Below are 21,090 nucleotides of genomic sequence, written 5' to 3'. Positions count from 1 at the left end.
AGAGCCTATTTTAATTTAGACCCGCCGGTTATATCCGGCGGGTGCTTGCTTTTTAGAGAGACTTCATTAAATTAGCCATCTCAATGGCTGTGTTGGCAGCTTCCCAACCTTTATTGCCGGCTTTGGTGCCGGCCCGTTCAATGGCTTGTTCAATGGTATCCACTGTCAAAACACCAAAAACTACCGGTATGCCTGCATCCAAACCTACTTTGGCTACCCCTTTAGAAACCTCCGCTGCAACATAATCAAAATGCGGGGTTGCTCCCCTAATAACAGCCCCCAGGCAAATCACTCCGTCATACCGGCCGGCAGCTGCCATTTTCTTAGCCGCCAGAGGTATCTCAAAAGCGCCCGGCACCCAGGCAATATCAACGTCTTGCTCCGCAACACCGTGACGTATTAAAGCGTCCAGGGCGCCGCTCAACAATTTATTGGTAATAAATTCGTTAAATCGCCCTACAACAATACCAAATTTTAATCCTTGTCCCAGTAAATGTCCTTCAAAAACTCTTGGCATAAATTTATCCTCCTGTTTATTTTTTAAATTATAAAGGCTATTCATTAACAGGTCTTTTGCTCCTGTCATTCAAGGTGAGCATATGACCCAATTTGCACTTTTTTGTGCTCAGGTATTTTTCATTAGCCTTGCCGGCAGGTATCTCAATGGGAACCCGATCCACCACTTCCAACCCATACCCTTCCAGTCCGGCAATCTTACGGGGATTATTGGTCAATAAGCGAATTTTCTTAAGACCCAAATCTGCTAAGATTTGTGCCCCAATACCGTAATCCCTGAGGTCCGCCGGGAAACCCAAGGCTAAGTTGGCTTCCACCGTATCTGCTCCCATGTCCTGCAGCTTATAGGCCCTGATTTTGTTCATCAAACCGATGCCCCTGCCCTCTTGCCGCATGTACAAAAGCACACCCACGCCTTCCTTTTCAATGGCCTGTAATGCCCGGGCCAACTGATCCCCGCAATCACACCGGCGGGACCCAAAAACATCGCCGGTTAAACATTCCGAGTGTACCCTGACCAGGGGTGCTTCCACACTGGACAGATCGCCTTTTACCAAAGCCAGATGACCCTTGCCGTCAATCAGGCTTTCATAACCCACAGCAATAAAGTCACCGTACTTGGTGGGCATTTGAGCAGATTCCACTTTTTTGATAAATTTTTCATGCAGCCTCCGATACTTAATAAGATCCGCTATGGTAATAATTTTCAAATTATGAGTTTGACAAAACTCCATTAATTCCGGCACCCTGGCCATGGTACCATCATCCTTCATAATCTCACAAATCACACCGGCGGATTTCAGACCTGCCAATCTGGCCAGATCCACCGCCGCCTCAGTATGGCCGGATCTTACCAAAACCCCGCCGGGTTTGGCCCGTAACGGAAAGATATGACCGGGCCGGCGCAAATCTTCCGGCTTGGTGCCGGGATCCAGTATTTTTTGCACGGTTAAAGCTCTTTCAACTGCCGAGATGCCGGTGGTACATTCCTTGGCGTCAACCGATACAGTGAATGCTGTGCCATGGGGGTCAGTGTTATTGGTTACCATGGCCGGTAAATTTAATTCATCCAACCGCTCCCCGTAAATGGGCATACAGATAAGTCCCCGCCCGTAGGTAGCCATAAAATTAATGGCTTCCGGGGTAACCTTTTCCGCCGCCATAACCAGGTCACCCTCGTTTTCCCTGTCCTCATCATCTACCACCACGATCATCTTGCCGGCTCGAATATCTTCAATAGCCTCCCGGATGGTGTTAAACTTAAATGTCATTAAATTTCCCTCCTTATAAAAACCCATGGGCAGATAAAAATTCCTGGCTTATCTTACTGTTTTGAACCGGCCGCTCCTCCCTGGCCTGCAGCAGTCGTTCAATGTATTTGCCTAAGACATCTGCTTCTAAATTAACGGTATCACCGATTTTTTTACTGCCAAGAACGGTAACCTGGGCAGTGTGAGGTATCAAGGAAACCTGAAATTTATCCCGGTCAAAATCCACCACGGTCAAGCTGGTACCGTCAATGGCCACCGAACCCTTTTTAATAATATATTTCATAACTTCATCAGGCGCTTGAACAGTAACCAGCGTGGCAATATCATGCCGTGCCGTCCCGATAATGGTACCTATACCGTCCACATGACCGGATACCAGGTGACCGCCCAGCCGGTCGCCCAACCGCAGGGCACGCTCTAAATTTACTTTGCTGCCCGGACGCAACTCCTTTAAGTTGGTCCTGGCCAGAGTTTCCGCCATAACATCCGCCGTAAAAATACCCTCGCCAAAGGTGGTAACCGTGAGGCAGACACCGTTAACCGCAATACTGTCCCCGATCTTTACATCCTCCAGCACTTTGGCAGCGAGGATATGCAGCCTGGCAGAATTCGGGCCCCTGGCAATGTTTTGGATAGTGCCGATTTCTTCAACTATACCGGTAAAAATGGATTGCTCCCCCTCTCTGCCGTATAGCCCGTAATTAAAATATCTTCATCTAATCTTTCTACTGACACATCAAATAGTTTAACGGCATCCTGCAATGACAATATCCCCTGGCCTCGCACCGGTCCCGGCGCCCTGTCTCCGCCAATGATTTTGGGAGCCAGGAACCAAACAATTTTATCCACAATACCCGCCGCCAAAGCTGCACCGTTAACTTGTCCGCCGCCTTCAATTAACACGCTGGTAATCTCTTTCTCAGCCAGCATCTCCATCAGCCTAACCAGATCCACCCGGGGGCCTTCGCCCGGTACCACCAGTACTTCCGCACCGGCCGCCAGCAAGCTGGCCCGGCGTTCTACCGGGGCCTGTTCAGTGGTAGCTATGATGGTATGAGCTGCCGATAACTGGGTAAGTATCTTGGTTGCCGTTGGCGTACGGGCATTACTGTCGAGAATAACCCTTATTGGATCCTTGCCCCTGCCCTCCGGCAGGCGGGCAGTTAAGGATGGATCGTCCGTTAAAACAGTGTTTACACCCACCAAAATGGCGTCATACATATCCCTTAAACGATGACCGTAAGCCCGGGCAGCTGTATTGGTAATCCACTTTGATTCCCCGGTTGCTGTAGCAATTTTTCCGTCCAGGCTGGTGGCTGCTTTCATAACCACAAAGGGCCGCCCGGTTGTGATGTATTTAATAAAAACTTCATTGAGACGGCGGGCTTCTTCTGCCAGTAATCCGCACGCAACCTCAACTCCTGCCTTTTGCAAAACAGCCAGCCCCTTGCCGGCCACCAGCGGATTGGGATCAGTCATGGCCGCCACCACCCTTTGTACCCCGGCCTTCAGTAACGCTTCGGTGCAGGGACCGGTTCTGCCATGGTGACAGCAGGGTTCCAGAGTAACGTAAACAGTAGCTCCCCGGGCCTGCTCACCCGCCTCTGCCAGGGCCACCACTTCTGCGTGGGCGCTGCCTGCCCTGGCATGAAACCCCCTGCCTACCACCCGGCCGTCTTTTACGATAACTGCCCCTACCATAGGGTTGGGACTGGTGCGCCCCCTGGCTTTGGCAGCCAATTCAAGGGCCATTTGCATATAATGTCTATCCCGGTTCAACAGTTTCATCTCCCAAACAAAAAGTAAAACCCCGGTAAGACCAGGGCTTATTGACAACAGGAGAAAGACCTAACAAAAAACACTTTTGCCAGGCTTCAACAACCTTCTCCCATCCAGACTTTTACTGTCGGCTCCGGCTTTTCACCGGATCTGCCCCAAAGGGCTCGCGGGCTCGGCATGGCCATACCGCCGGTAAGGAATTTCACCTATCCCTGAAGGTCTTACGTTTTTAATTAAGACCATTATATTCCTGGGTTTGTTCGTATGTCAATCATTAAAAATTATTATGCCAACTTGTTTAATTCTAGTGTGGACTATTCTTGCAAAAAAATGTAGTGACAAGATAAAATTCGTCCTATATACTACAATTAAACAATTACTTAAATATTTAATGGTGGTGATATCGGTGTCCCAGGAAAGATGTCAAGAATACTGTGTGCATAAGGAAAAAATTGACGGTTTAAAACCGGTTATGCAGGATGCAGCCAAGCTGGCTCCCCTGTTTAAAGCTTTATCCGATGAAACCAGGGTAAAAATCATTTATGCTCTGGCCCAGCAAGAGTTATGTGTATGCGATATAGCCGAATTAACCGGCTGTACCCTGCCGGCTGTTTCGCATCACTTGCGCCTGTTAAGAACCATGGGGCTGGCCCGCTGCCGAAAAGAGGGAAAATTTATATATTACACTATTGATGATCACCATGTTTGGCAAATTATCAACGCTGCCTTCGAGCATATGAAGGAGGCGAGGCACCATGAATAATGACAAGGCGTTAGAATTCCGCCTGGAAAATCTGTCCTGCGCCCACTGTGCCGCTAAACTGGAACGCCGGATTGCTTCGCTGCCCGGCGTACGGGCTGCTAAATTAAACTTCCCCGCCGCCAGGTTAACCGTATACGGTAATGTGGGCCGGGAAACCGTGATCGACGAAGCCAAACGGGATGGCGTAACGGCTATACCCGCCGGCGAAGATAATGGCAGTGAGCAGCCTTTGCCAAGTTTTTGGGCAAAATATCGTCGGGCCGTTATCAGTATCCTTACCGGTGTTCTGTTAATAGCCGGCTGGTACCTTGATTATGGTCTGGCTGCTCAAACCGGAGCCGGAGCCATGTATCTGGCCTGCATTATCATCGGTGGTTATCCGGTGGGCCGCAAGGCGTTTTCTTCTCTCAGAGGCCGGCGCCTTGACATGAATGTATTAATGAGCGTAGCTGTTATTGGTGCTGTTTTTATCGGGGAATGGAGTGAGGGCGCCACGGTGGCTTTTCTTTTTTCGGTCAGCGATATGCTGGAAACCTATACCACTGAAAAAACCCGCGGTTCTATTCGCCGCCTGATGCAACTGGCACCCACAAGCGCCACGGTAATACGGAACAGTCAAGAAGTTAAGCTGCCGGTAAGCCAAATCATGGCGGGTGATATATTGCTCATTCGGCCGGGCGAAAAAATAGCCCTGGACGGTATTGTAACAGCCGGCAGCTCAGCAGTTAACCAGTCAGCCATCACCGGTGAATCGCTACCGGTAGACCGCCGGCCCGGTGATGAAGTATTTGCCGGTACAATAAACGGTGAAGGCAGCTTGCAGGTTAAGGTAACCAGAACAGTGAAGGATACCACCTTGTCCAAAATTATTTATTTGGTGGAAGAAGCTCAGGCCCAGCGGGCGCCTTATCAAACCCTGGCAGACCGTTTTGCGGCGGTTTACACCCCGACGGTCATGGCCCTGGCAGCGCTGCTTATTACCATACCTCCTTTACTGTTGGCTAAGCCCTGGGAGCCCTGGCTTTACCGCGGGCTGGCCTTACTGATGGTAGCTTGTCCCTGCGCCCTGGTTATTTCCACACCGGTAGCCATTGTTTCAGCCATCGGTGGCGGTGCCCGGCACGGTGTCTTGATCAAGGGCGGCATGCACCTGGAAACTTTGGGACAATTAAAGGCCTTGGCCTTCGATAAAACAGGCACCTTAACCGTCGGCACCCCCGAAGTAACTCAAATATTAACTTTACCGGTCTTTCAGCCGGACAAATTGTTAACTCTGGTCGCTGCGGTTGAATATCACTCGGAACACCCCCTGGCCCAAGCTATTGTAAAGCGAGCCATGTCTTTAACGCTCAACAGCGGTTTGCCGCCGGCCCATGACTTCAAGTCCTTTACCGGCCTTGGGGCCAAAGCAGTGGTGGAAGGCCGGCGGGTATTGGTGGGCAGCCCCCGTTTGCTTGAGCAGCATGGGATTGACACCGGAGTCTGGCAGGCAACCTTGGCCAATTTACAAGAACAGGGTCTGACAGTTGTCATGGTGGCTATCGACGGTGAAGCAACCGGCTGCCTGGCGCTCTCCGACACGGTTCGTCCCCAGGCAGCCGCCACCCTGGACTCTCTCAAGAAACTCGGTCTTCATCCTCTTGTTATGCTAACCGGTGATCATATGGCAACCGCCGGTTCGGTTGCCCGGCAAATCGGCATACCTGATTATCAAGCAAACCTGCTGCCGCAGGACAAAGTATTGGCTGTACAGACCTTGCGGGAGCGCTACGGCAGTATAGGTATGGTGGGGGACGGCATCAACGACGCCCCGGCTCTGGCAGCCGCCAATATTGGCATCGCTATGGGAGGCGCCGGCAATGATACCGCCTTGGAAACCGCAGACGTGGTTTTAATGACAGACGATCTGAGCAAACTTCCCTTCGCAGTGCGGTTGGGCAGAGAGGCCAGGCGAGTTATCAAGCAAAATATTTTCTTTGCCATTAGCATAAAAACTCTGGCCGTGCTGCTGGTTTTCCCCGGCTGGCTGACCCTCTGGCTGGCTATTCTGGCCGATATGGGAGCCGGTTTACTGGTTACCTTAAACAGCATGCGCCTGTTGGCATTACGCCCAAAACAAGCAAATCCCGCTGCTGTTAATAAAAATGTTGCCGGCTGCAGTATGGCCGCCGGTGGATGAAGTTGATAAAACCCCCGGCGGGGGTGCATATAAGATAGCCGGGAAGCAACAAAAGCCCCGGCTAATCGTCTATTAAACAAGAGTAATTTTACCCCGCAAAGGAGGTTTCCGGCATGCGCAAGTTATTAATTTTTTTTATTATTGCAGTACTTTTGGCGGGAAGTTTAAGTGCTTGCGGCTTCATTGTTAACAAAGAACCTTACATGACTTTAAAAGACATTGATTTCACCGCCAAAGGCATCTACCTGACCGGCTATCACCAAGATTTGTTGCTTTCTCCGGACGGGCGGAAAATTGCCTGCAGCGGATATTATTACAATAATGATAACAATAATGTCAGTAGCCGTCTGGTGCTGGCTGATTTAAGCTCCGGTGAAACAACTGCCTTTAATAATGCCGATAAAGTTCTGGCCTGGCTGCCCGACAGCCACACCCTGGTTTATCAATATGAAGGCACCTTGTATTTACTTAACACCGGAACCGGTAAAAAAACGGAGATTGCCCAGGACAGTTGGTTTGCTTCCGTCAGCCCGGACGGTCGGCAGCTGGCTTATGCCAAACTTGGTGACGGTCTGTTTATATACGATATAGAAACAGGACAGTCTAAGCGACTGACTAAGAACAATGAAGACCGGTACCCCGTCTGGTATCCTGACGGTAAGCACCTGTTTTATTTTTGTGATCTGGGCAAACAACTGGGAGACGGCGCCGGCTACCTGCAAGGCATGGCCAAAATTTCTGTGGCAACCGGCCAAATTGAAAGAATTACCGAGGCAGAAGGTAAATTCCGGCAAGCCCAGTGGCTTATACCAGGCCGGGCCCTGCACATCATAAGTGGTTGGGACGACGGATATAGTCATGCCATACTAAATCTTGAGCGGCAAAAATATGTTGAACTGGGCGAAAATATTATCGGTGATGCTTTCTTTGTGACGGTTGACACCGGCAAGGGACAACTTATTAAGAGTTACCGGGGACAAGTAGAAATATACGATGAGCTTGGCGACAAAATAAAATCTTATTGTCTGCCGGAAACTCACCAAACAAATTTTAATTACACCGTATCCCCCCGGGGCGATAAACTAGCCTTTGTTCAGGGAGATTTCGGCCGTTTTGGGGATAGCCAAATAAACGGCAACCAGGTGAAAATCTCTGATTATGACGGCCAAAATGTTCATACATTAACGCCGGAATATAAATATAACGACAGTATTGTCTGGCACCCTGACGGCCAAAACATTATTGCCCTACAAATGGATCAGGAAAAAATATTAGGCATTAAAATACTGGCCGTACCGTAAAACCAAAAAAGGACCGCCCTCACCGGGAAGAGCGGCCCTTTTTATCTTGGGGACAGTTTAACGTCATGTCCGGGACTGCCTAGGGCAACCTTCTTTGCAGTGAGCCACTTCACGCAGCATCCAGTGCTTGGTAAACATCCGTTTCACCTCCGGATAAAACATTTCCTGTCATGTAAATTATATAATTAATATCTTACATTATAAATAACTTATTATTATATTTTTCTTACCAAACATAAAACCACAAATCCAAAGATTTGTGGCTTCTTAATATCTTATTGCACCAGCTCTTTAGTTTCTCTGGCAATCATTAATTCTTCATTGGTGGGAACCACCATGGCAGCAAAGGGGGCTCCCGGTTTGCTAATGATTACTTCCTTGCCACGGCTGTTATTTTTCTCCTCGTCAATTTGCAGGCCGGTATAAGCTAAGCCCTTTAAGACTCTGGCTCTCATATCCTTGGAATTTTCCCCGATACCACCGGTGAAAACCAGTGCATCCAGGCCTCCCATGGCTGCGGTGTAAGCACCTACATACTTAATGATGGCGTAGGCAAACATGCTTAAAGCCAGCTCCGCCCGCTCATTGCCCTGCTGGGCAGCCTCTTCCAGATCCCTGAAGTCGCTGCTGATACCGGAAATACCCAGTACACCGCTTCTTTTTAATTTAAAACATTGTTGACTTCACTGACACTCAGTATTTTTCCTTTTCCATCAGGAAAGGCACAATCGCGGGATCAATGTCACCGCTGCGGGTTCCCATCGGCAGCCCGGGCAGTGGAGTAAAGCCCATGGTAGTATCAACTGATATGCCGTTTTTAACTGCTGAAATACTGGAACCGTTACCCAGGTGACAAACAATGATTTTTAAATCTTGCACCGGTTGACCAAGAATTTCTGCAGGCCGGCGGGTATACAAATTTATGGGAAGTGCCGTGAAAACCATAGCGGCGAATTTTATATTTCTCATAATACTCAAAGGGAATAGCATAGGTATAAGCATGTTTTGGCATAGCAGCATGGAAAGCAGTGTCAAAAACTGCCACCTGAGCTGCATGGGGCATTAATTCCTGACAGGTTTTAATACCCACAATATTGGGCGGGTTGTGCAGGGGCGCCAATTCAGACATTTCCTCCAGCACTTGAATTAATTCTTCGTTAATGACCACAGATTGGTTAAACTTTTCCCCGCCATGGACAACCCGGTGACCAACTGCTTTAATTTCTGAAATATCATTAATAGCACCGTATTTTTCATCGGTAATACATTTTAAGATAGCTTCCAATGCAACTTTATGATTAGGCAAATCTTGTTCCAACACCAACTGTTCGCCTTTATAAGACTCTTGTTTAATTCTGGAACCGGCAATACCGATTCTTTCGGATAAACCCGACAGCAGTACAGTTTCCTGCTCCATATTCATCAGCTTATATTTGATCGATGAGCTACCACAGTTAACAACCAGGATTAGCAAGGGTTTTCCTCCTTTGTGTGTATTTATTTTACCAGCTCTGAAATGTGACCTTGAATCTTATAAGCATAAACGGTATCGCCGTTTCTTAAGCCCACAGCGTTTCCTTCGTCGGTATCCACGTGCATCTCCAGTTTATGACTGTCCCCTACGCGCACCAGTACATCGCCAAAGATAATGCCTCTGGGACCTTTTGCTCTGACATAAATTCTGTCGCCGTCGACCAAACCATATTTTTCGGCATCCGAGGTATGCATATGAATGTGCCGGGCTGCAATAATAGCTCCCTCTTTTAAAGTGACAGAACCTACAGGACCCACCAATGTAACAGAAGCTGAACCGGCCAGGTCGCCGGAATCACGCAAAGGGGCTTTAATACCAATCTTAAAACAGTCAGAAATGGATAATTCTACCTGGCTTTGCTTGCGTTCCGGTCCCAGTACGCGTACTTTTTCAATAACACCTTTAGGACCAACCACAGTTACCGTTTCTTCAGCAGCAAACTGGCCAGGCTGGGACAGGTCTTTCATAGGTTTCAGTTCATAACCGGGTCCGAATAAAGTCTCAACGTGGTCACGGCTGAGGTGTACATGGCGGGCAGAAATACCCACAGTGACCGGAATAGGAATAATTTCATCCGGGTTTACTTGGGTGGGGAGATCTTGTGCATTTGCCATTTTTCACACATCCTTTTTATAGATTTTTAAGTTTGTTATAATAGGAGATGCTTATTAATTAATAACAAATCACTTGATAACTTTTAATAATATATTTTGTAAACTATCTTAAAAGAAACCAGACACATTCTGTTTGATATTGCAATGTCTTCCTGGCCAGGTATGATGGTATTACCTACATAATTTAAAATTAGTTTTGTTAGGAAAGTAACGTTTACCCTGATAAATGTTATAAATTGTATACACTTTTCTCAACCTGATTTTAAACAGTTTCACACTTGTTTTCAAGCATATTTGATGACTTGCTTTTCTGACTTTTTTTTGGATTAACAGTAAAAATTATTCTCCTTTTCTTATTTTTACGAAACAAAATAAACCTGCAACAACAAAAACCCGTCCATGCTGACGCATAAACGGGTTTTTCTTAATAAAGCAAGTGGTCGGGATGACAGGACTTGAACCTGCGGCCTCACGGTCCCGAACCGTGCGCTCTACCAAACTGAGCTACATCCCGCAAACAATTTAACTGTGAACAGACACTATTATGACCTATTGTTTTCTTTTTGTCAAGAAGTTTTTCTCTAATGGTCAATCTTTTATTTGTATAAGCAAAGGTTAATTGAATAATAATAACTTTAAACCTTCACCCCGGGGAGGGATGGATGTGCTCAAAAATGTAGGTACTGCTGATAAGATTATCCGGTTTACTTTTGGTATCAGTTTTCTGGCCCTGGGTATTTTAAAAATTTTTGGTCCGGGATGGTCCTTGCTTTTTAATGTTTTAGGTATTGAAATACTGCTGGTAGCCGTTATTGGCTACAGTCCCATATACCGGATTTTAGGTGTTTCAAGTCGCGAACCAAACCTGACTGTCAAGGAGGAGGTAGACATTTGGACCACCGGGGTGCCGGATTCGGAGAAGTAGTTCATACAATTGCCAATATCTGGGGAAAGGAGAAAAAACTTCATGGCCAACACAAGCAATTCGGCAGAACTAAAAAATTGTATTCAAAACGCTCAAGATTGCATGATGAATATGGGAAAAACCATAGATAAACTACCCGGAAATGCCCCCGAAAAACAGGAATTGGCGCAACTGTGCCGGAAAACAGGCATTTTACTGGAGGAAGCCCGCCAAAGATGTCAGCAGCTTTTTTAAGTCTTAATCTTTTTTAGTTTCGACATTTATGCTTTAGGGCTTGAGGAGGAAACGGTTTGTTTATTTGTTGCGTTTGTGGCAAAAAGTTTGATGAAGTACATTTGGTTTACGATGAAGAAATGGACAACCATTACTGTGAAGATTGTTACCTGGCTGAATATACCGGAGGATAAAACAGGCACTTAACGGTGCCTGTTTCAGACTGTAGACAAAGGTTGTAAAACAAAGTGAGGTGGCTTTATGATCCCCTGTCGGCGACTTGTCGAAGCACCGGTAACAGCACTTGATGAGCGAAAGGAGCCATTGGGGTGGCGCCCACAGGACGTGGGCGCCAGCCGAACCGGGCCAGGATGGCCCGTTTGAGGCGACCCCAAGGGCGACCGTAGCGAATCATAGTGCTGTCGGTGCGTAGACCGGAGCCAAAGGGGATCATAAACCACCGCTAAGGTTTGTCAAACTCTGAAACAGGCACTTTACAGTGCCTGTTTATTTTTTCCTTATGGCGGTTGCCTACCGGCTGGATTTTCAACCCAATCCCGCACACCTTCTCCCGCGTCAGTTGGTTTTGTCCACCCAAAATCCCCCAGACATGGCACCTTAGGTTCAGTTCCCTGAATAAAATAAGCAGACATGGTATCGCCGGATAAAGGGGTAGCCCTAAGGCCGTCCATGGTGCAGATTTCCGCTTGAACAACTCCCGGGGGAGCTAAAAAATCCGTCACTTCGGTATCCTTTAAAGCCGCTTGCATAAACTGCCCCCAAATAGGCGCGGCAATATCACCGCCGGTTAATCCCACTTTTTTCTGTTTGTCATCATATCCTACATATACGGCGGCAACTAAATTGGGAGTATAGCCAACAAACCAGGCATTGGTGTAATCTTCCGTGGTACCTGTTTTCCCTGCCGCCGGCCTGGGAAACAGCCAGGCGATCCGGGCGGCGGTACCGCCTGGTTGGACTGCTGCCTTTAGCATGTCAGTAACAATATAAGCTACTTTTTCATCAATAACCTTAGCCAGTTGAGGCTTCTGCTCTTCCAATATCCTGCCGGCACTGTCAGTAATTTTGAGAATATACACGGGCTGACAGCGTATTCCCTGATTGGCCAAAGGTCCAAAGGCTGTTGCCATCTCCAAAGGAGTTACTTCTGAGGTGCCCAGAGCAAGGGAAAGAAAAGGTCTTAAGGGACTCTCAATCCCCATAGCCCGGGCATATCTGACAATAGCGTCAGGCCCTAACATATCTGCCAGGCGAACCGCCACCACATTGTCAGAAATGGCCAGCGCCTGTTTAAGAGTGAAAGGGCGGTAATGATAACCAATCTTGTGATCCCGCGGAGCATAAGGCTCTGCTCCGGCAACCTGGTAAGTAACCGGTTCACAATAAATTGTGCTGGCAGCAGTGTAACCGGATGCCACTGCTGCGGTATATAAAAATGGCTTAAAGGCTGAACCCGGCTGCACTCTGGCTAAAACGCGGTTAAACTGGGATTTTTGCCAGTTTCTCCCCCCCACCATGGCTTTGATATAACCGTTTTGTGGGTCCACAGCCACCAGGGCTCCGTTAATTTCTTCATTTATTTGGTTTAATCCCTGTTCTAAAGCCTCTTCAGCACTTTTCTGCATATCCAAATCCAAGGAGGTTTGAATGGTTAAACCGTTGGCATACAGCATTTCCAGGCCATTTGTATATTTATTGGTAAAATACTTGATTATTTCCGCCACAAAATAAGGTGCCTGTTGCAAAACCTGCGGTTTTGTCCGGGGTTGAATATGTTCTGCCAAAGCTTGTTTTTTTGCTTCTTCAGTAATCATGCCTAACTGCCGCATACGATTTAAGACCAGTTTTTGTCTCTCTTTGGCACCCTCCGGGTTAGTAGTGGGAGCATAATAACTGGGTGCCCTTGGCAAACCGGCCAGCATGGCACTTTCGCCCAGAGTTAAATCTTTGGCGGATTTATTAAAATATATCCGGGCTGCCGCCTCCACTCCATAGGCACCCTGGCCAAAATAAATCCGGTTCAGATACATATTTAAAATTTCTTTTTTTGTGTAAGTTCTTTCCAATTTTATGGTATAAAAAAGCTCTTTAACTTTTCTGCCCAGAGTCCTCTCCGGACCCAGGTATAAGTTTTTTGCCAATTGCTGGGTAATAGTGCTGCCGCCCTGCACAATGCCCCGGCTGCGCAGGTTTTGATAGGCTGCCCGCAGCAACCCCTTAAAATCAAGACCCCGGTGTTGATAAAACCTTTCATCTTCAATGGCCACAATAGCTTGCTGCATGGCCGGCGCTATTTCGTCTAACGATACCGGTATTGTATTTACCGGTGCAACCGTGGTAATTAACTTGTTGTTTATATCCACAATTTTAGACGGCATGGCAATATCCGGAGCTTGTTCGGGATCTACCGTAGCACAACCGGCTGCACTAAAAAACAGTATGATAAATCCTGCCAGCAAAAAATATCCAATAACCCGGCTCAACGACTCTTCCACCCACTCATGCTGTTTATGGCATTGCTGATCATTTCTCAGAACGGCACCCTTTATGCTTTATCAAAATGGGAACTCCTCTGTTTAACAAGAATATTATGTTGTAATAGAAAATTTTGGGATGGTGATATTATGCCAAAACATGTTGTCAGATCGGGTGATACTATAAAAAACCTGGCCAAAAAATACAATGTAAGTTTCAGCAATCTTTCACTTGCCAACAGTCATCTGAAAAACCTTGAGCAACTTAATCCGGGCGATGTCATATATATTCCTGATACCGCGGATGGCACTTACAGTTTGGTAAAAAGCACTCCTTTAAAAATGCAGCTCATGTCCATGATTGGCTTCTCACCCAGGCAAATCCAGGAACATTATAAAATTTATTTAACTTATGTAAATAAAACAAATGAAATACGTCATCAGCTGCGTTCCCTGGAACAAAGTGAAAGCAGTTCCATTTTTAGCCAGCTGGGTACTTTAAAAAATGCTGAAATTTATACTGTCAGCAATTATAAACTGCATGAATTATATTTTGAAAACCTGGGGGGCAAAGGAGGTCCCGCTACCGGTTCTGTTCTGGAAGCCATCGTGCGGGATTTCGGTTCTTATGAGTATTGGGAAAAAGATTTTCGGGCCACCGGATTGGCCGGCCGTGGCTGGGTTATCATGGGCTATGACTATGATGACGGGCACCTTCATAACTATGTACTGGATTACCAGGGAATGCTGCTTCGTATAGAACCGTTGCTGGTGCTGGATGTACACGAACATGCATACTTTCTTGACTATGGTACCAATTGTGCCAGCTATATAGATGCTTTTTGCCGCAACCTTGACTGGTCGGCGGTTAACGGCCGACTGGCCAATCTTAAATTTGCGGAAAAGTAACAATATCAATCATATAAAAAGAGGGTATACCGCCGAAGGCTTTTGGAATACCCTCTGGATCTTTGCTTATATCTTGGTAGCAAACACATGATTTCCTATGCGGGTAATGATGGGAAGTGTTTTTATCCATTTGTCATTTGCCAGCACCGGATTGTAAAAAAACAACGCACCACCTGTAGGATCACGACCCAGCAGTGCTTCTATGGCTGCCCGCCTGGATTCCTCGTCAGGTTTAAGGTTGATGGAACCGTCCTGCACCGGCGAAAACTGGTAGACCCGGTTGTTGTTTTGTAAAATTACATCTCTGATATTTTTAGGAAAATCCGGGCTGGCCAGGCGATTAATGATCACGGCTCCCACAGCCACTTTGCCTTCATAGGATTCGCCCCTTGCCTCGGCATGGATGAGCCTGGCCAACAGGTCTATATCATCCCTGGAAACATCCCCCCGGGACAATACCATGCCATAGGCTGACACACTGCCGGCAGGAATAACTAATTTTTGGTCAGGATAAATTACGGTGTATTTTAAGTTGTTAGCTCGCATCAGATGTCCCAAGGACACGTTATAATCCCGGCAAATCTGATACAGGGTATCCCCCGGTTTCACAATGTAACTTATTTCCTGATACGATCGGTCCGGTTCTGCCCCGTCAAATTCTAAACCGCCCGCACCGTCGCAGGCCTCCTCCGCAGCTGCTGCAACGCCAACCAGCCCAGAGGCGACTGCTAACACAACCGCCATTACAGTGGCGATTTTACGGTACTTCTTGTTCATTGGTTCCTCCTTTCTTACCCAAATGATAGTTTGTACAGTTTTGTAAAGATTATACACCTTAAAATCACAAAACGCCCTTAAGGGCGTTCTGATTAACTGTACATTGATCTCATTAAAAATTTTTTCTTTTGATCCGCTTTATTGACAGGGTCTATGCCGGACTTGCGCTGACCTTGTTTATGCTTGTTTTGTTCAAAACGCTGTTGATAGGCCTGCACTTCATGCAATGTGCGAATGTTGTTTTTGTGCCACTCCCGCAAAATACTGCCAATATATTTAAAATTATGCTTGCCGCGGATAACCGCTTGTCTTAAGGCCTCTAATATAAGCTCACTGTCATGTTCTGATAACCAGCCGACAATTTGTTCAATCTCCATCGGGGAAAGTAACCGGCCAAACTCATTTTCAAAAACATGGCACAAATCCTGTTCCAGCGGGTTAGCCGCAATCCCCTCATCATCTTGCAAGGGCAGTTGTGCTGAGTCAGCATGCAATTTTTCTGCAATGCGATCCAACTCTTTTTTTTGGTTAAGGGCCCACACCTCTGACAGTTCAAATACCAGGGGTTCAAAGTCATAACCCTGTTTAACGGTGCCGTCTGCGGTATAATAATTGGTTATGCCAAGAATTTTTTTATCAAGCAGGTTTTTAATTTGCCTTTCTATTTGCAGCGGTTCAGCCGATAAGCAGCCGGCCAGTATTTCTACGCCAGGCATTAATAACTGTTCTTCATGACGCAACCTTAACAGCTGTAAAATCAGCATCATTTCCGAATCAGAAATACCCACATCCCGGTAATGCTTTAAAAAAAGGTTCGGTATGCTTGTCATGCCACCCGTAAAAATGGCGGCACCAAAGTAAACGGTCATGTTGGTAGCATCAAACTCTTTTTTGACTGCGTAACTGTTTTTGTGCGACATGCCCCAACCCCCTCCTGAATTCCTCTCATTATTTTATGGTAAGGTTGGCAGCCTTGTCCACATCTGTTTGTCGACAAAGTTACGGTAAAGCTCCCTCAGATAATACTTTAGGCCGGCTGCTTTTAGTTTACTCCCGCTTAATTTTTTCACTAAAAGCAGCAGGGAGTATTAAAAACCTAACCTGTCAAATTGGAGCTCATTTTGCGCATGATACGGTTTGCTATAGTATTAATGATAAAGATAAGAATAATTAACACAGTGGCGGTAGCATAGGCCTTTTCCATAGAAATGCCTTCCATCGCTAAAATATATAGATGTACCGACATACTGCGGGCCGGATCCATGACAGAGGAAGGGATATTAAGTGAGCTGCCGGCAGTCAGAATCACTGCAGCGGTTTCTCCCACCACCCGGCCGATGCTTAATATTACACCGGTGACAATTCCGGGTAACGCACTGGGCAAAACAATCCTCCAGACCGTTTGCCATTTGGTTGCACCCAGAGCCATACTGCCTTCCCGGTAGCTTACGGGCACGCTTTTAATGGCTTCTTCACTGGTACGAACAATGGTTGGCAGTACCATAAATGCCAAAGTTAAACCGCCCGACAACAACGACCAGGAAAATCCCATAAATAAAACCAAAAAAGCAAAACCAAACAAACCAAAAATAATCGAGGGAATACCAGCTAAAGTTTCGGTGGCAAACCGAATAATTTTTACCAGTGGTCCCTTTTTAGTGTATTCAGTTAGCTGAACAGCTGCCATAATACCAATAGGTGTAGCAATGGCCAGGGAAATCAGTATCAGATATACGGTACTGACTATAGTAGGAAAAATACCGCCTTCTTTGCCCATGAAAAGCGGTTCTTGCGTTAAAAAACGCCAATTCACATGAACCAAACCATGCTGCATGATATGAAAAATAACAGCCAGCAATGCCCCCACGGTAACCAGGACCGAAGCCCAGAGAAATCCACGGGCAATTTTTTCTTCCCAATACACAAAAGCCCTTATTTTTTGCATCTTACTCACCTATCCTTTTGGGCACCAAGGCCACCAGGAAATTTAAAATCATAATAATAACAAACAAAACAATGCCTGTAGCAAACAGCGCCTGGGCATGCTCACCGGCAGCATAGCCCATCTCTATGGCTATATTACCGGTCAAAGTTCTTACAGGATCCAAAATGCTTTCCGGCAGGGATGCCACGTTGCCAACCACCATAATTACGGCCATAGTCTCACCGATTGCTCTCCCCATACCCAGCACGACAGCTGTCAGTATGCCGGAACGGGCACTGGGAATGATGACTTTTTTAATGGTTTGCCAGTGAGTGGCCCCCAGTGCCAGGGAGCCTTCTTTATATTCCCTGGGGACGGCACGAATGGCATCCTCGGATATATTTACAACAGTGGGCAGGATCATAATGGCCAGGACGACAGAACCGGCTAAAATACTAAAACCTCTGCCCCCAAACAGCTCTCGAATTAACGGCACCAGAATTACCAAGCCGTAAAACCCGTAAACTACGGAAGGAATACCGGCCAACAGCTCAATGGCCGGGCGAATAACCCCGGTTACCTGTTTCGGCGCAATCTCCGCCAAAAAAATGGCACATCCTATACTAAGCGGCACCCCGATAGCCAGGGCTCCCAGGGTAACTAAAAATGAACCGGCAATCATAGGCAGCAAACCGAATTGTTTGTCCAGCGGGTGCCAGTCGCTGCTGGCAATAAAATTTGTCAGGCCGTACTTCTGCATAACCGGCAAGCCGTCGACAAAAATAAAATACGTAATTAAAGTTACCGCTAAAACAGCAACTATGGCGCTGATTAATAATAGCTTTTCAATTAATTTCTCATGAATTTTTTTCATAGCATTTTCCTCTCACAAAACAGGCATGGAGGGTTGCCAAAAACAACCCCCCTTACCCTTTCATTTTGTCAGATGATTCTTCGTCTGGTAACTTATTTATTTTACAGGAATGAAATGAGCTTCTTTAACAATTTTTTGACCTTCTTCGCTCATGACAAAGTCAATATATGCTTTAGTTACTTCGTTCATTTCACCTTTGGTCAGATACAGGAAGGGACGGGAGATTTTAAAGGAACCGTTTTTGACGTTGTCTATGGTGGGTTCAGCCCCGTCAACCTTAATACCTTTTACCTCTTGATTAAGAGAACCCAGCGAAACATAACCAATGGCATTTTCGTCGCCGGCCACGGTGGTACGCACTGCGCCGGTGGAGGGCTGGGTTAGAGCTTTTTCAGTAAACTTGGCATCTTTACCTAATACCAGTTCTTCAAAAGCACCACGCGTACCGGAACCTTCTTCACGGTTAACCACGTTAATGGGTGCATCTTTGCCGCCAACTTCTTTCCAGTTGGTAATTTTGCCGGAGAAAATACCTTTAACCTGCTCCATGGTTAACTCGGACACCTGATTTTTAGAGTTAACCACTACCGCAATACCATCCAGGGCTATTTTGGTTTCGGTAAGACCCAGGCCTTTTTCTTCTTCCTTTAACTCCCGGGAGGAAGCGCCAATTTGGGCTGCACCTTCGTTAGCTGCCTTTACACCGGCCGAAGAACCGCCACCCTGTACATTAACAGTTACGCCAGGATTTTTAGCCATAAATGCTTTGGCCAGTTCTTCAGAGACAGGCTGCACAGATGTGGAACCGGCAATGGTGATAGAACCGGATAATCCTTCAGCTTTCTTTTCGCCTTCTGCCTTGGGTGCCCCTTCTTGCTTGCCGCAGCCGGCCAAGGCAACCGCAATTGCCAGGATCACGGCAAATACCGGCATAAGCTTTTTAGTGTTCTTAAACATAATACTCCTCCTTTATTTTTATGTACTTGATATGGGACTCATCAAGTTGAAAAGCCCCGCTGTTTGCTTTTTCTGTTCCCCACCTCCCTATTGCATTTTAGCGGGCCATTGTTAACAAACAGGTTGTTTACCGTAAATAATCAGTTAAGACCATGTTAATTTTCTATTAAAGTATCTCCGCCGCCTGTTCTTCAGCCTTTCCCGGCACTGCCTCGGGATCCGATAAAAGAATGTTTGCTGCCTCCTGCCGGTGCCGGTCCAAAACAAAACCTTCTAATTTAGCCTTCAAGGTCTCGGATAATTGATTAAGCACGTCGGCTGTGCGGGCAACTTGACGGGCCGTGGCCTGTTGGTTGTCCGTTTCTGTATCAGCCCCGCCTGCCAGTTGTTTAATTAATTCTTCCACTGTAAAGGTACCCCGGGAGATTTTTTCTGCATCAAAATAAATTTGATTAATTTGTTGTCCGGTCAATTCAACATTGTCAGCAATTTTACGTAAGGCTTCTTGAGCGTGCAAAGTAGCAGTCAAACCTTCGTCGGCAATTTTTTTACTGTCGTCAACTTTATTTAGCACTTGGTTATTTTCCCGCACGATAGCAGCGATAATTTGCTCCACCTCTTTGGTAGTGGCAGCAGTTTCCTCCGCCAGGCGTCTGACTTCGGCAGCCACTACAGCAAAACCCCTGCCGTGCTCACCCGCCCTGGCTGCTTCAATAGAAGCGTTAAGCGCTAATAAGTGCGTGTCCTGGCAAATTTTTCTTATTAAATCCAACAGCCGGCTCACTTCTTGAATTCGCTGACCTAAACTGCCAACAGACACAGCCTGTTCAGCAATGGCTTGGTGATTCTGGTTAATTACTTCAACCAGTTTATTTACGGCTGCTGTTCCTTCCTCTGCAGAAGCAAGCATAGCCTGGCCGGAAACCTGTGTTTCCTGCACGGTTGCCGAAATTTGCTGCACTGCGGCAGACATGGTCTGAACAGCCTGGTTGGTTCTTTCTACAGCAGACAGTTGGCGGTTGGCAACTTTGCTCATATCCTGGCTGCTGTCTGACAATACAGCAGCTGTTTGGTTTAAATCATGCAATAAAGCCCCAAAATCCGCCAGCATACTGTTAAAACAAGCTCCCACCCGGTTAAATTCAGGGCCTGTACCGGTTTCCGGCACCCGTACGGTTAAATCGCCACCCCGTGCCCGTTCCATGGTGTCCATCATTTGTTGCAAAGGCCGGCAGAATTTTCGGGTACCCAGCACACAGACAACAGTGGCAATGATAAAAGCCAATAATCCTACACCCAGGGCGGTTAATTGCATCTGCTTTACCGGCGCCAGAAAATCTTCCTCCGCAACTCCCGCCACAAAATACCAATCTCTGCCGGCGATCGGTTCCAACACCACTGTGCAAAGGACACCCCCTAAGGGTGCGGAAACGGTTCCCCCTTTACTTGCTTGCTGCAGCAAAAAAGTTATCTCTGATCTTTGCGGCTTGATTGGTTGCTCATATTTGTCCTTTACCACCGAGTTCCCGCCGGTATCGATTACATCAACATAGGCCCGATAATTAAGAGCTTTGTAGGCATTGCGCTGCTTGGTCAAATAATAATCTGTTTTATTTGCAATTTCACGTTTATCCATACTGTGTAACATAATGGAAATCTTATCGGCATTGTCGGCAGCCGTAACTTTTATTCGGTTGGCCGTTAACTGGCTGACGGTGGACTCTGCCTCTCGAAAAATACTGACTCCCATAGCCAAATTAATTAATGCGATAATTACAGCAAACGTTAGCACCAGTTTCCACTGTAAGGTCATGTTGGCCAGGATTTTTTTATGAACGCAAAAAGACAAAACACGGTTTAATCTTCGAGAAAAAGAACACCACTTAAATAAAGGATTATTGTAAATTTTTTTTACAAATACTTGTTCTGAAAATAACCGTCGTTTTGGCATGTTTGTAAATTTTATCAACAAGACTCCTCCCATCAGCAAACCATTTTTTGCTATTTTAAACTAACTTAAGATTAATACAGTCAATTTACCTCATTGTAAAAAACAGTT

Annotated in this window: 19 protein-coding genes, 1 tRNA gene, 1 pseudogene and 1 riboswitch; of the genes and pseudogenes, 6 read left to right on the top strand and 15 right to left on the bottom strand. The window is 46.6% G+C overall.

Going from position 1 to position 21,090, the window contains the following annotated elements; all coding sequences use genetic code 11:
• Window positions 1-52: 52 nt before the first annotated feature.
• From ribH to ribD, 4 genes are read right to left on the bottom strand one after another with little or no spacing between them, the layout of a single operon-like run.
• On the bottom strand, window positions 53-517 hold the full coding sequence (gene ribH / locus DESHY_RS01095) for a 6,7-dimethyl-8-ribityllumazine synthase (RefSeq protein ID WP_008409753.1): 465 nt from the start codon (window positions 515-517) through the stop codon (window positions 53-55).
• 37 nt (window positions 518-554) lie between these two features.
• Window positions 555-1,787 carry a bifunctional 3,4-dihydroxy-2-butanone-4-phosphate synthase/GTP cyclohydrolase II gene (locus DESHY_RS01090; RefSeq protein ID WP_008409752.1) on the bottom strand — a complete coding sequence of 411 codons (1,233 nt, stop codon included), beginning with the start codon at window positions 1,785-1,787 and terminating at the stop codon, window positions 555-557.
• A 13-nt stretch (window positions 1,788-1,800) separates the two neighbouring features.
• A complete protein-coding gene (locus tag DESHY_RS01085; RefSeq protein ID WP_072866163.1) occupies window positions 1,801-2,454 on the bottom strand; it encodes a riboflavin synthase in 654 nt (217 codons plus the stop codon).
• Complete coding sequence (gene ribD / locus DESHY_RS01080) at window positions 2,439-3,575, bottom strand: bifunctional diaminohydroxyphosphoribosylaminopyrimidine deaminase/5-amino-6-(5-phosphoribosylamino)uracil reductase RibD (RefSeq protein ID WP_174269690.1); 1,137 nt, start codon at window positions 3,573-3,575, stop codon at window positions 2,439-2,441. Before ribD ends, DESHY_RS01085 begins: the two co-directional genes overlap by 16 nt.
• A gap of 88 nt (window positions 3,576-3,663) precedes the next feature.
• Window positions 3,664-3,790: riboswitch (FMN riboswitch) on the bottom strand.
• Window positions 3,791-3,972: 182 nt separating this feature from the next.
• Between ribD and DESHY_RS01075 the strand changes: the two genes are divergently transcribed.
• From DESHY_RS01075 to DESHY_RS01065, 3 genes are all read left to right on the top strand, one after another.
• Entirely contained in the window at window positions 3,973-4,329 is a 357-nt protein-coding gene (locus DESHY_RS01075) for an ArsR/SmtB family transcription factor (protein ID WP_008409749.1), read from the top strand.
• Complete coding sequence (locus tag DESHY_RS01070; protein ID WP_008409748.1) at window positions 4,322-6,508, top strand: heavy metal translocating P-type ATPase; 2,187 nt, start codon at window positions 4,322-4,324, stop codon at window positions 6,506-6,508. The genes DESHY_RS01075 and DESHY_RS01070 overlap by 8 nt, the downstream gene beginning before the upstream one ends.
• A gap of 113 nt (window positions 6,509-6,621) precedes the next feature.
• On the top strand, window positions 6,622-7,809 hold the full coding sequence (locus DESHY_RS01065) for a TolB-like translocation protein (protein ID WP_008409747.1): 1,188 nt from the start codon (window positions 6,622-6,624) through the stop codon (window positions 7,807-7,809).
• A gap of 275 nt (window positions 7,810-8,084) precedes the next feature.
• Here the strand turns inward: DESHY_RS01065 and DESHY_RS01060 are convergent.
• From DESHY_RS01060 to DESHY_RS01050, 3 genes and pseudogenes are all read right to left on the bottom strand, one after another.
• Window positions 8,085-9,283 (bottom strand): annotated as a pseudogene (locus DESHY_RS01060) (acetate/propionate family kinase).
• A gap of 23 nt (window positions 9,284-9,306) precedes the next feature.
• Window positions 9,307-9,957, bottom strand: coding sequence for a phosphate propanoyltransferase (gene pduL / locus DESHY_RS01055; RefSeq protein ID WP_008409743.1), 651 nt, complete (start codon window positions 9,955-9,957; stop codon window positions 9,307-9,309).
• A gap of 437 nt (window positions 9,958-10,394) precedes the next feature.
• Window positions 10,395-10,471: transfer RNA gene (locus tag DESHY_RS01050), tRNA-Pro, on the bottom strand.
• A gap of 150 nt (window positions 10,472-10,621) precedes the next feature.
• Between DESHY_RS01050 and DESHY_RS01045 the strand changes: the two genes are divergently transcribed.
• Window positions 10,622-10,882, top strand: coding sequence for a YgaP family membrane protein (locus DESHY_RS01045; RefSeq protein WP_008409742.1), 261 nt, complete (start codon window positions 10,622-10,624; stop codon window positions 10,880-10,882).
• A gap of 42 nt (window positions 10,883-10,924) precedes the next feature.
• Window positions 10,925-11,116: a hypothetical protein gene (locus DESHY_RS01040; RefSeq protein WP_048817762.1), complete on the top strand. Its 192-nt coding sequence runs from the start codon at window positions 10,925-10,927 to the stop codon at window positions 11,114-11,116.
• A gap of 238 nt (window positions 11,117-11,354) precedes the next feature.
• Here DESHY_RS01040 and DESHY_RS13405 read toward each other — a convergent pair whose 3' ends face one another.
• Both DESHY_RS13405 and DESHY_RS01035 read right to left on the bottom strand, forming a co-directional pair.
• Complete coding sequence (locus DESHY_RS13405; RefSeq protein WP_008409741.1) at window positions 11,355-11,549, bottom strand: hypothetical protein; 195 nt, start codon at window positions 11,547-11,549, stop codon at window positions 11,355-11,357.
• A gap of 64 nt (window positions 11,550-11,613) precedes the next feature.
• Window positions 11,614-13,599, bottom strand: coding sequence for a transglycosylase domain-containing protein (locus DESHY_RS01035; protein WP_008409740.1), 1,986 nt, complete (start codon window positions 13,597-13,599; stop codon window positions 11,614-11,616).
• A 141-nt stretch (window positions 13,600-13,740) separates the two neighbouring features.
• On the opposite strand from DESHY_RS01035, the gene DESHY_RS01030 reads away from it, so the two are divergent.
• Window positions 13,741-14,499, top strand: a complete 759-nt coding sequence (locus DESHY_RS01030; protein ID WP_008409739.1) for a Fe-Mn family superoxide dismutase — start codon at window positions 13,741-13,743, stop codon at window positions 14,497-14,499.
• Window positions 14,500-14,565: 66 nt separating this feature from the next.
• Here the strand turns inward: DESHY_RS01030 and DESHY_RS01025 are convergent, their stop codons facing one another.
• The 6 genes from DESHY_RS01025 to DESHY_RS01000 all read right to left on the bottom strand — a co-directional run bounded on the left by DESHY_RS01025 (window position 14,566) and on the right by DESHY_RS01000 (window position 21,000).
• Window positions 14,566-15,276 (bottom strand): cell wall hydrolase, encoded by a 711-nt coding sequence (locus DESHY_RS01025; RefSeq protein ID WP_008409738.1) that lies wholly within the window; start codon window positions 15,274-15,276, stop codon window positions 14,566-14,568.
• A gap of 92 nt (window positions 15,277-15,368) precedes the next feature.
• Complete coding sequence (locus DESHY_RS01020; RefSeq protein WP_008409737.1) at window positions 15,369-16,196, bottom strand: DnaD domain-containing protein; 828 nt, start codon at window positions 16,194-16,196, stop codon at window positions 15,369-15,371.
• Between the two features lie 176 nt (window positions 16,197-16,372).
• Window positions 16,373-17,221 (bottom strand): phosphate ABC transporter permease PstA, encoded by an 849-nt coding sequence (gene pstA, locus DESHY_RS01015; protein WP_008409736.1) that lies wholly within the window; start codon window positions 17,219-17,221, stop codon window positions 16,373-16,375.
• A 1-nt stretch (window position 17,222) separates the two neighbouring features.
• Window positions 17,223-18,074 carry a phosphate ABC transporter permease subunit PstC gene (pstC, locus tag DESHY_RS01010; protein ID WP_008409735.1) on the bottom strand — a complete coding sequence of 284 codons (852 nt, stop codon included), beginning with the start codon at window positions 18,072-18,074 and terminating at the stop codon, window positions 17,223-17,225.
• 96 nt (window positions 18,075-18,170) lie between these two features.
• A complete protein-coding gene (locus DESHY_RS01005) occupies window positions 18,171-19,031 on the bottom strand; it encodes a phosphate ABC transporter substrate-binding protein (RefSeq protein WP_008409734.1) in 861 nt (286 codons plus the stop codon).
• 166 nt (window positions 19,032-19,197) lie between these two features.
• The gene (locus DESHY_RS01000; RefSeq protein ID WP_008409733.1) at window positions 19,198-21,000 is read right to left on the bottom strand and encodes a methyl-accepting chemotaxis protein; all 1,803 of its coding nucleotides are present in this window, start codon (window positions 20,998-21,000) and stop codon (window positions 19,198-19,200) included.
• Between the last annotated feature and the right edge of the window lie 90 nt (window positions 21,001-21,090).

The organism is Desulforamulus hydrothermalis Lam5 = DSM 18033 (assembly GCF_000315365.1).
GTDB lineage: Bacteria > Bacillota > Desulfotomaculia > Desulfotomaculales > Desulfotomaculaceae > Desulfotomaculum > Desulfotomaculum hydrothermale.
The sequence above is the reverse complement of the archived record's forward strand: the minus strand, read 5'-3'. Positions and strand labels throughout refer to the sequence as shown.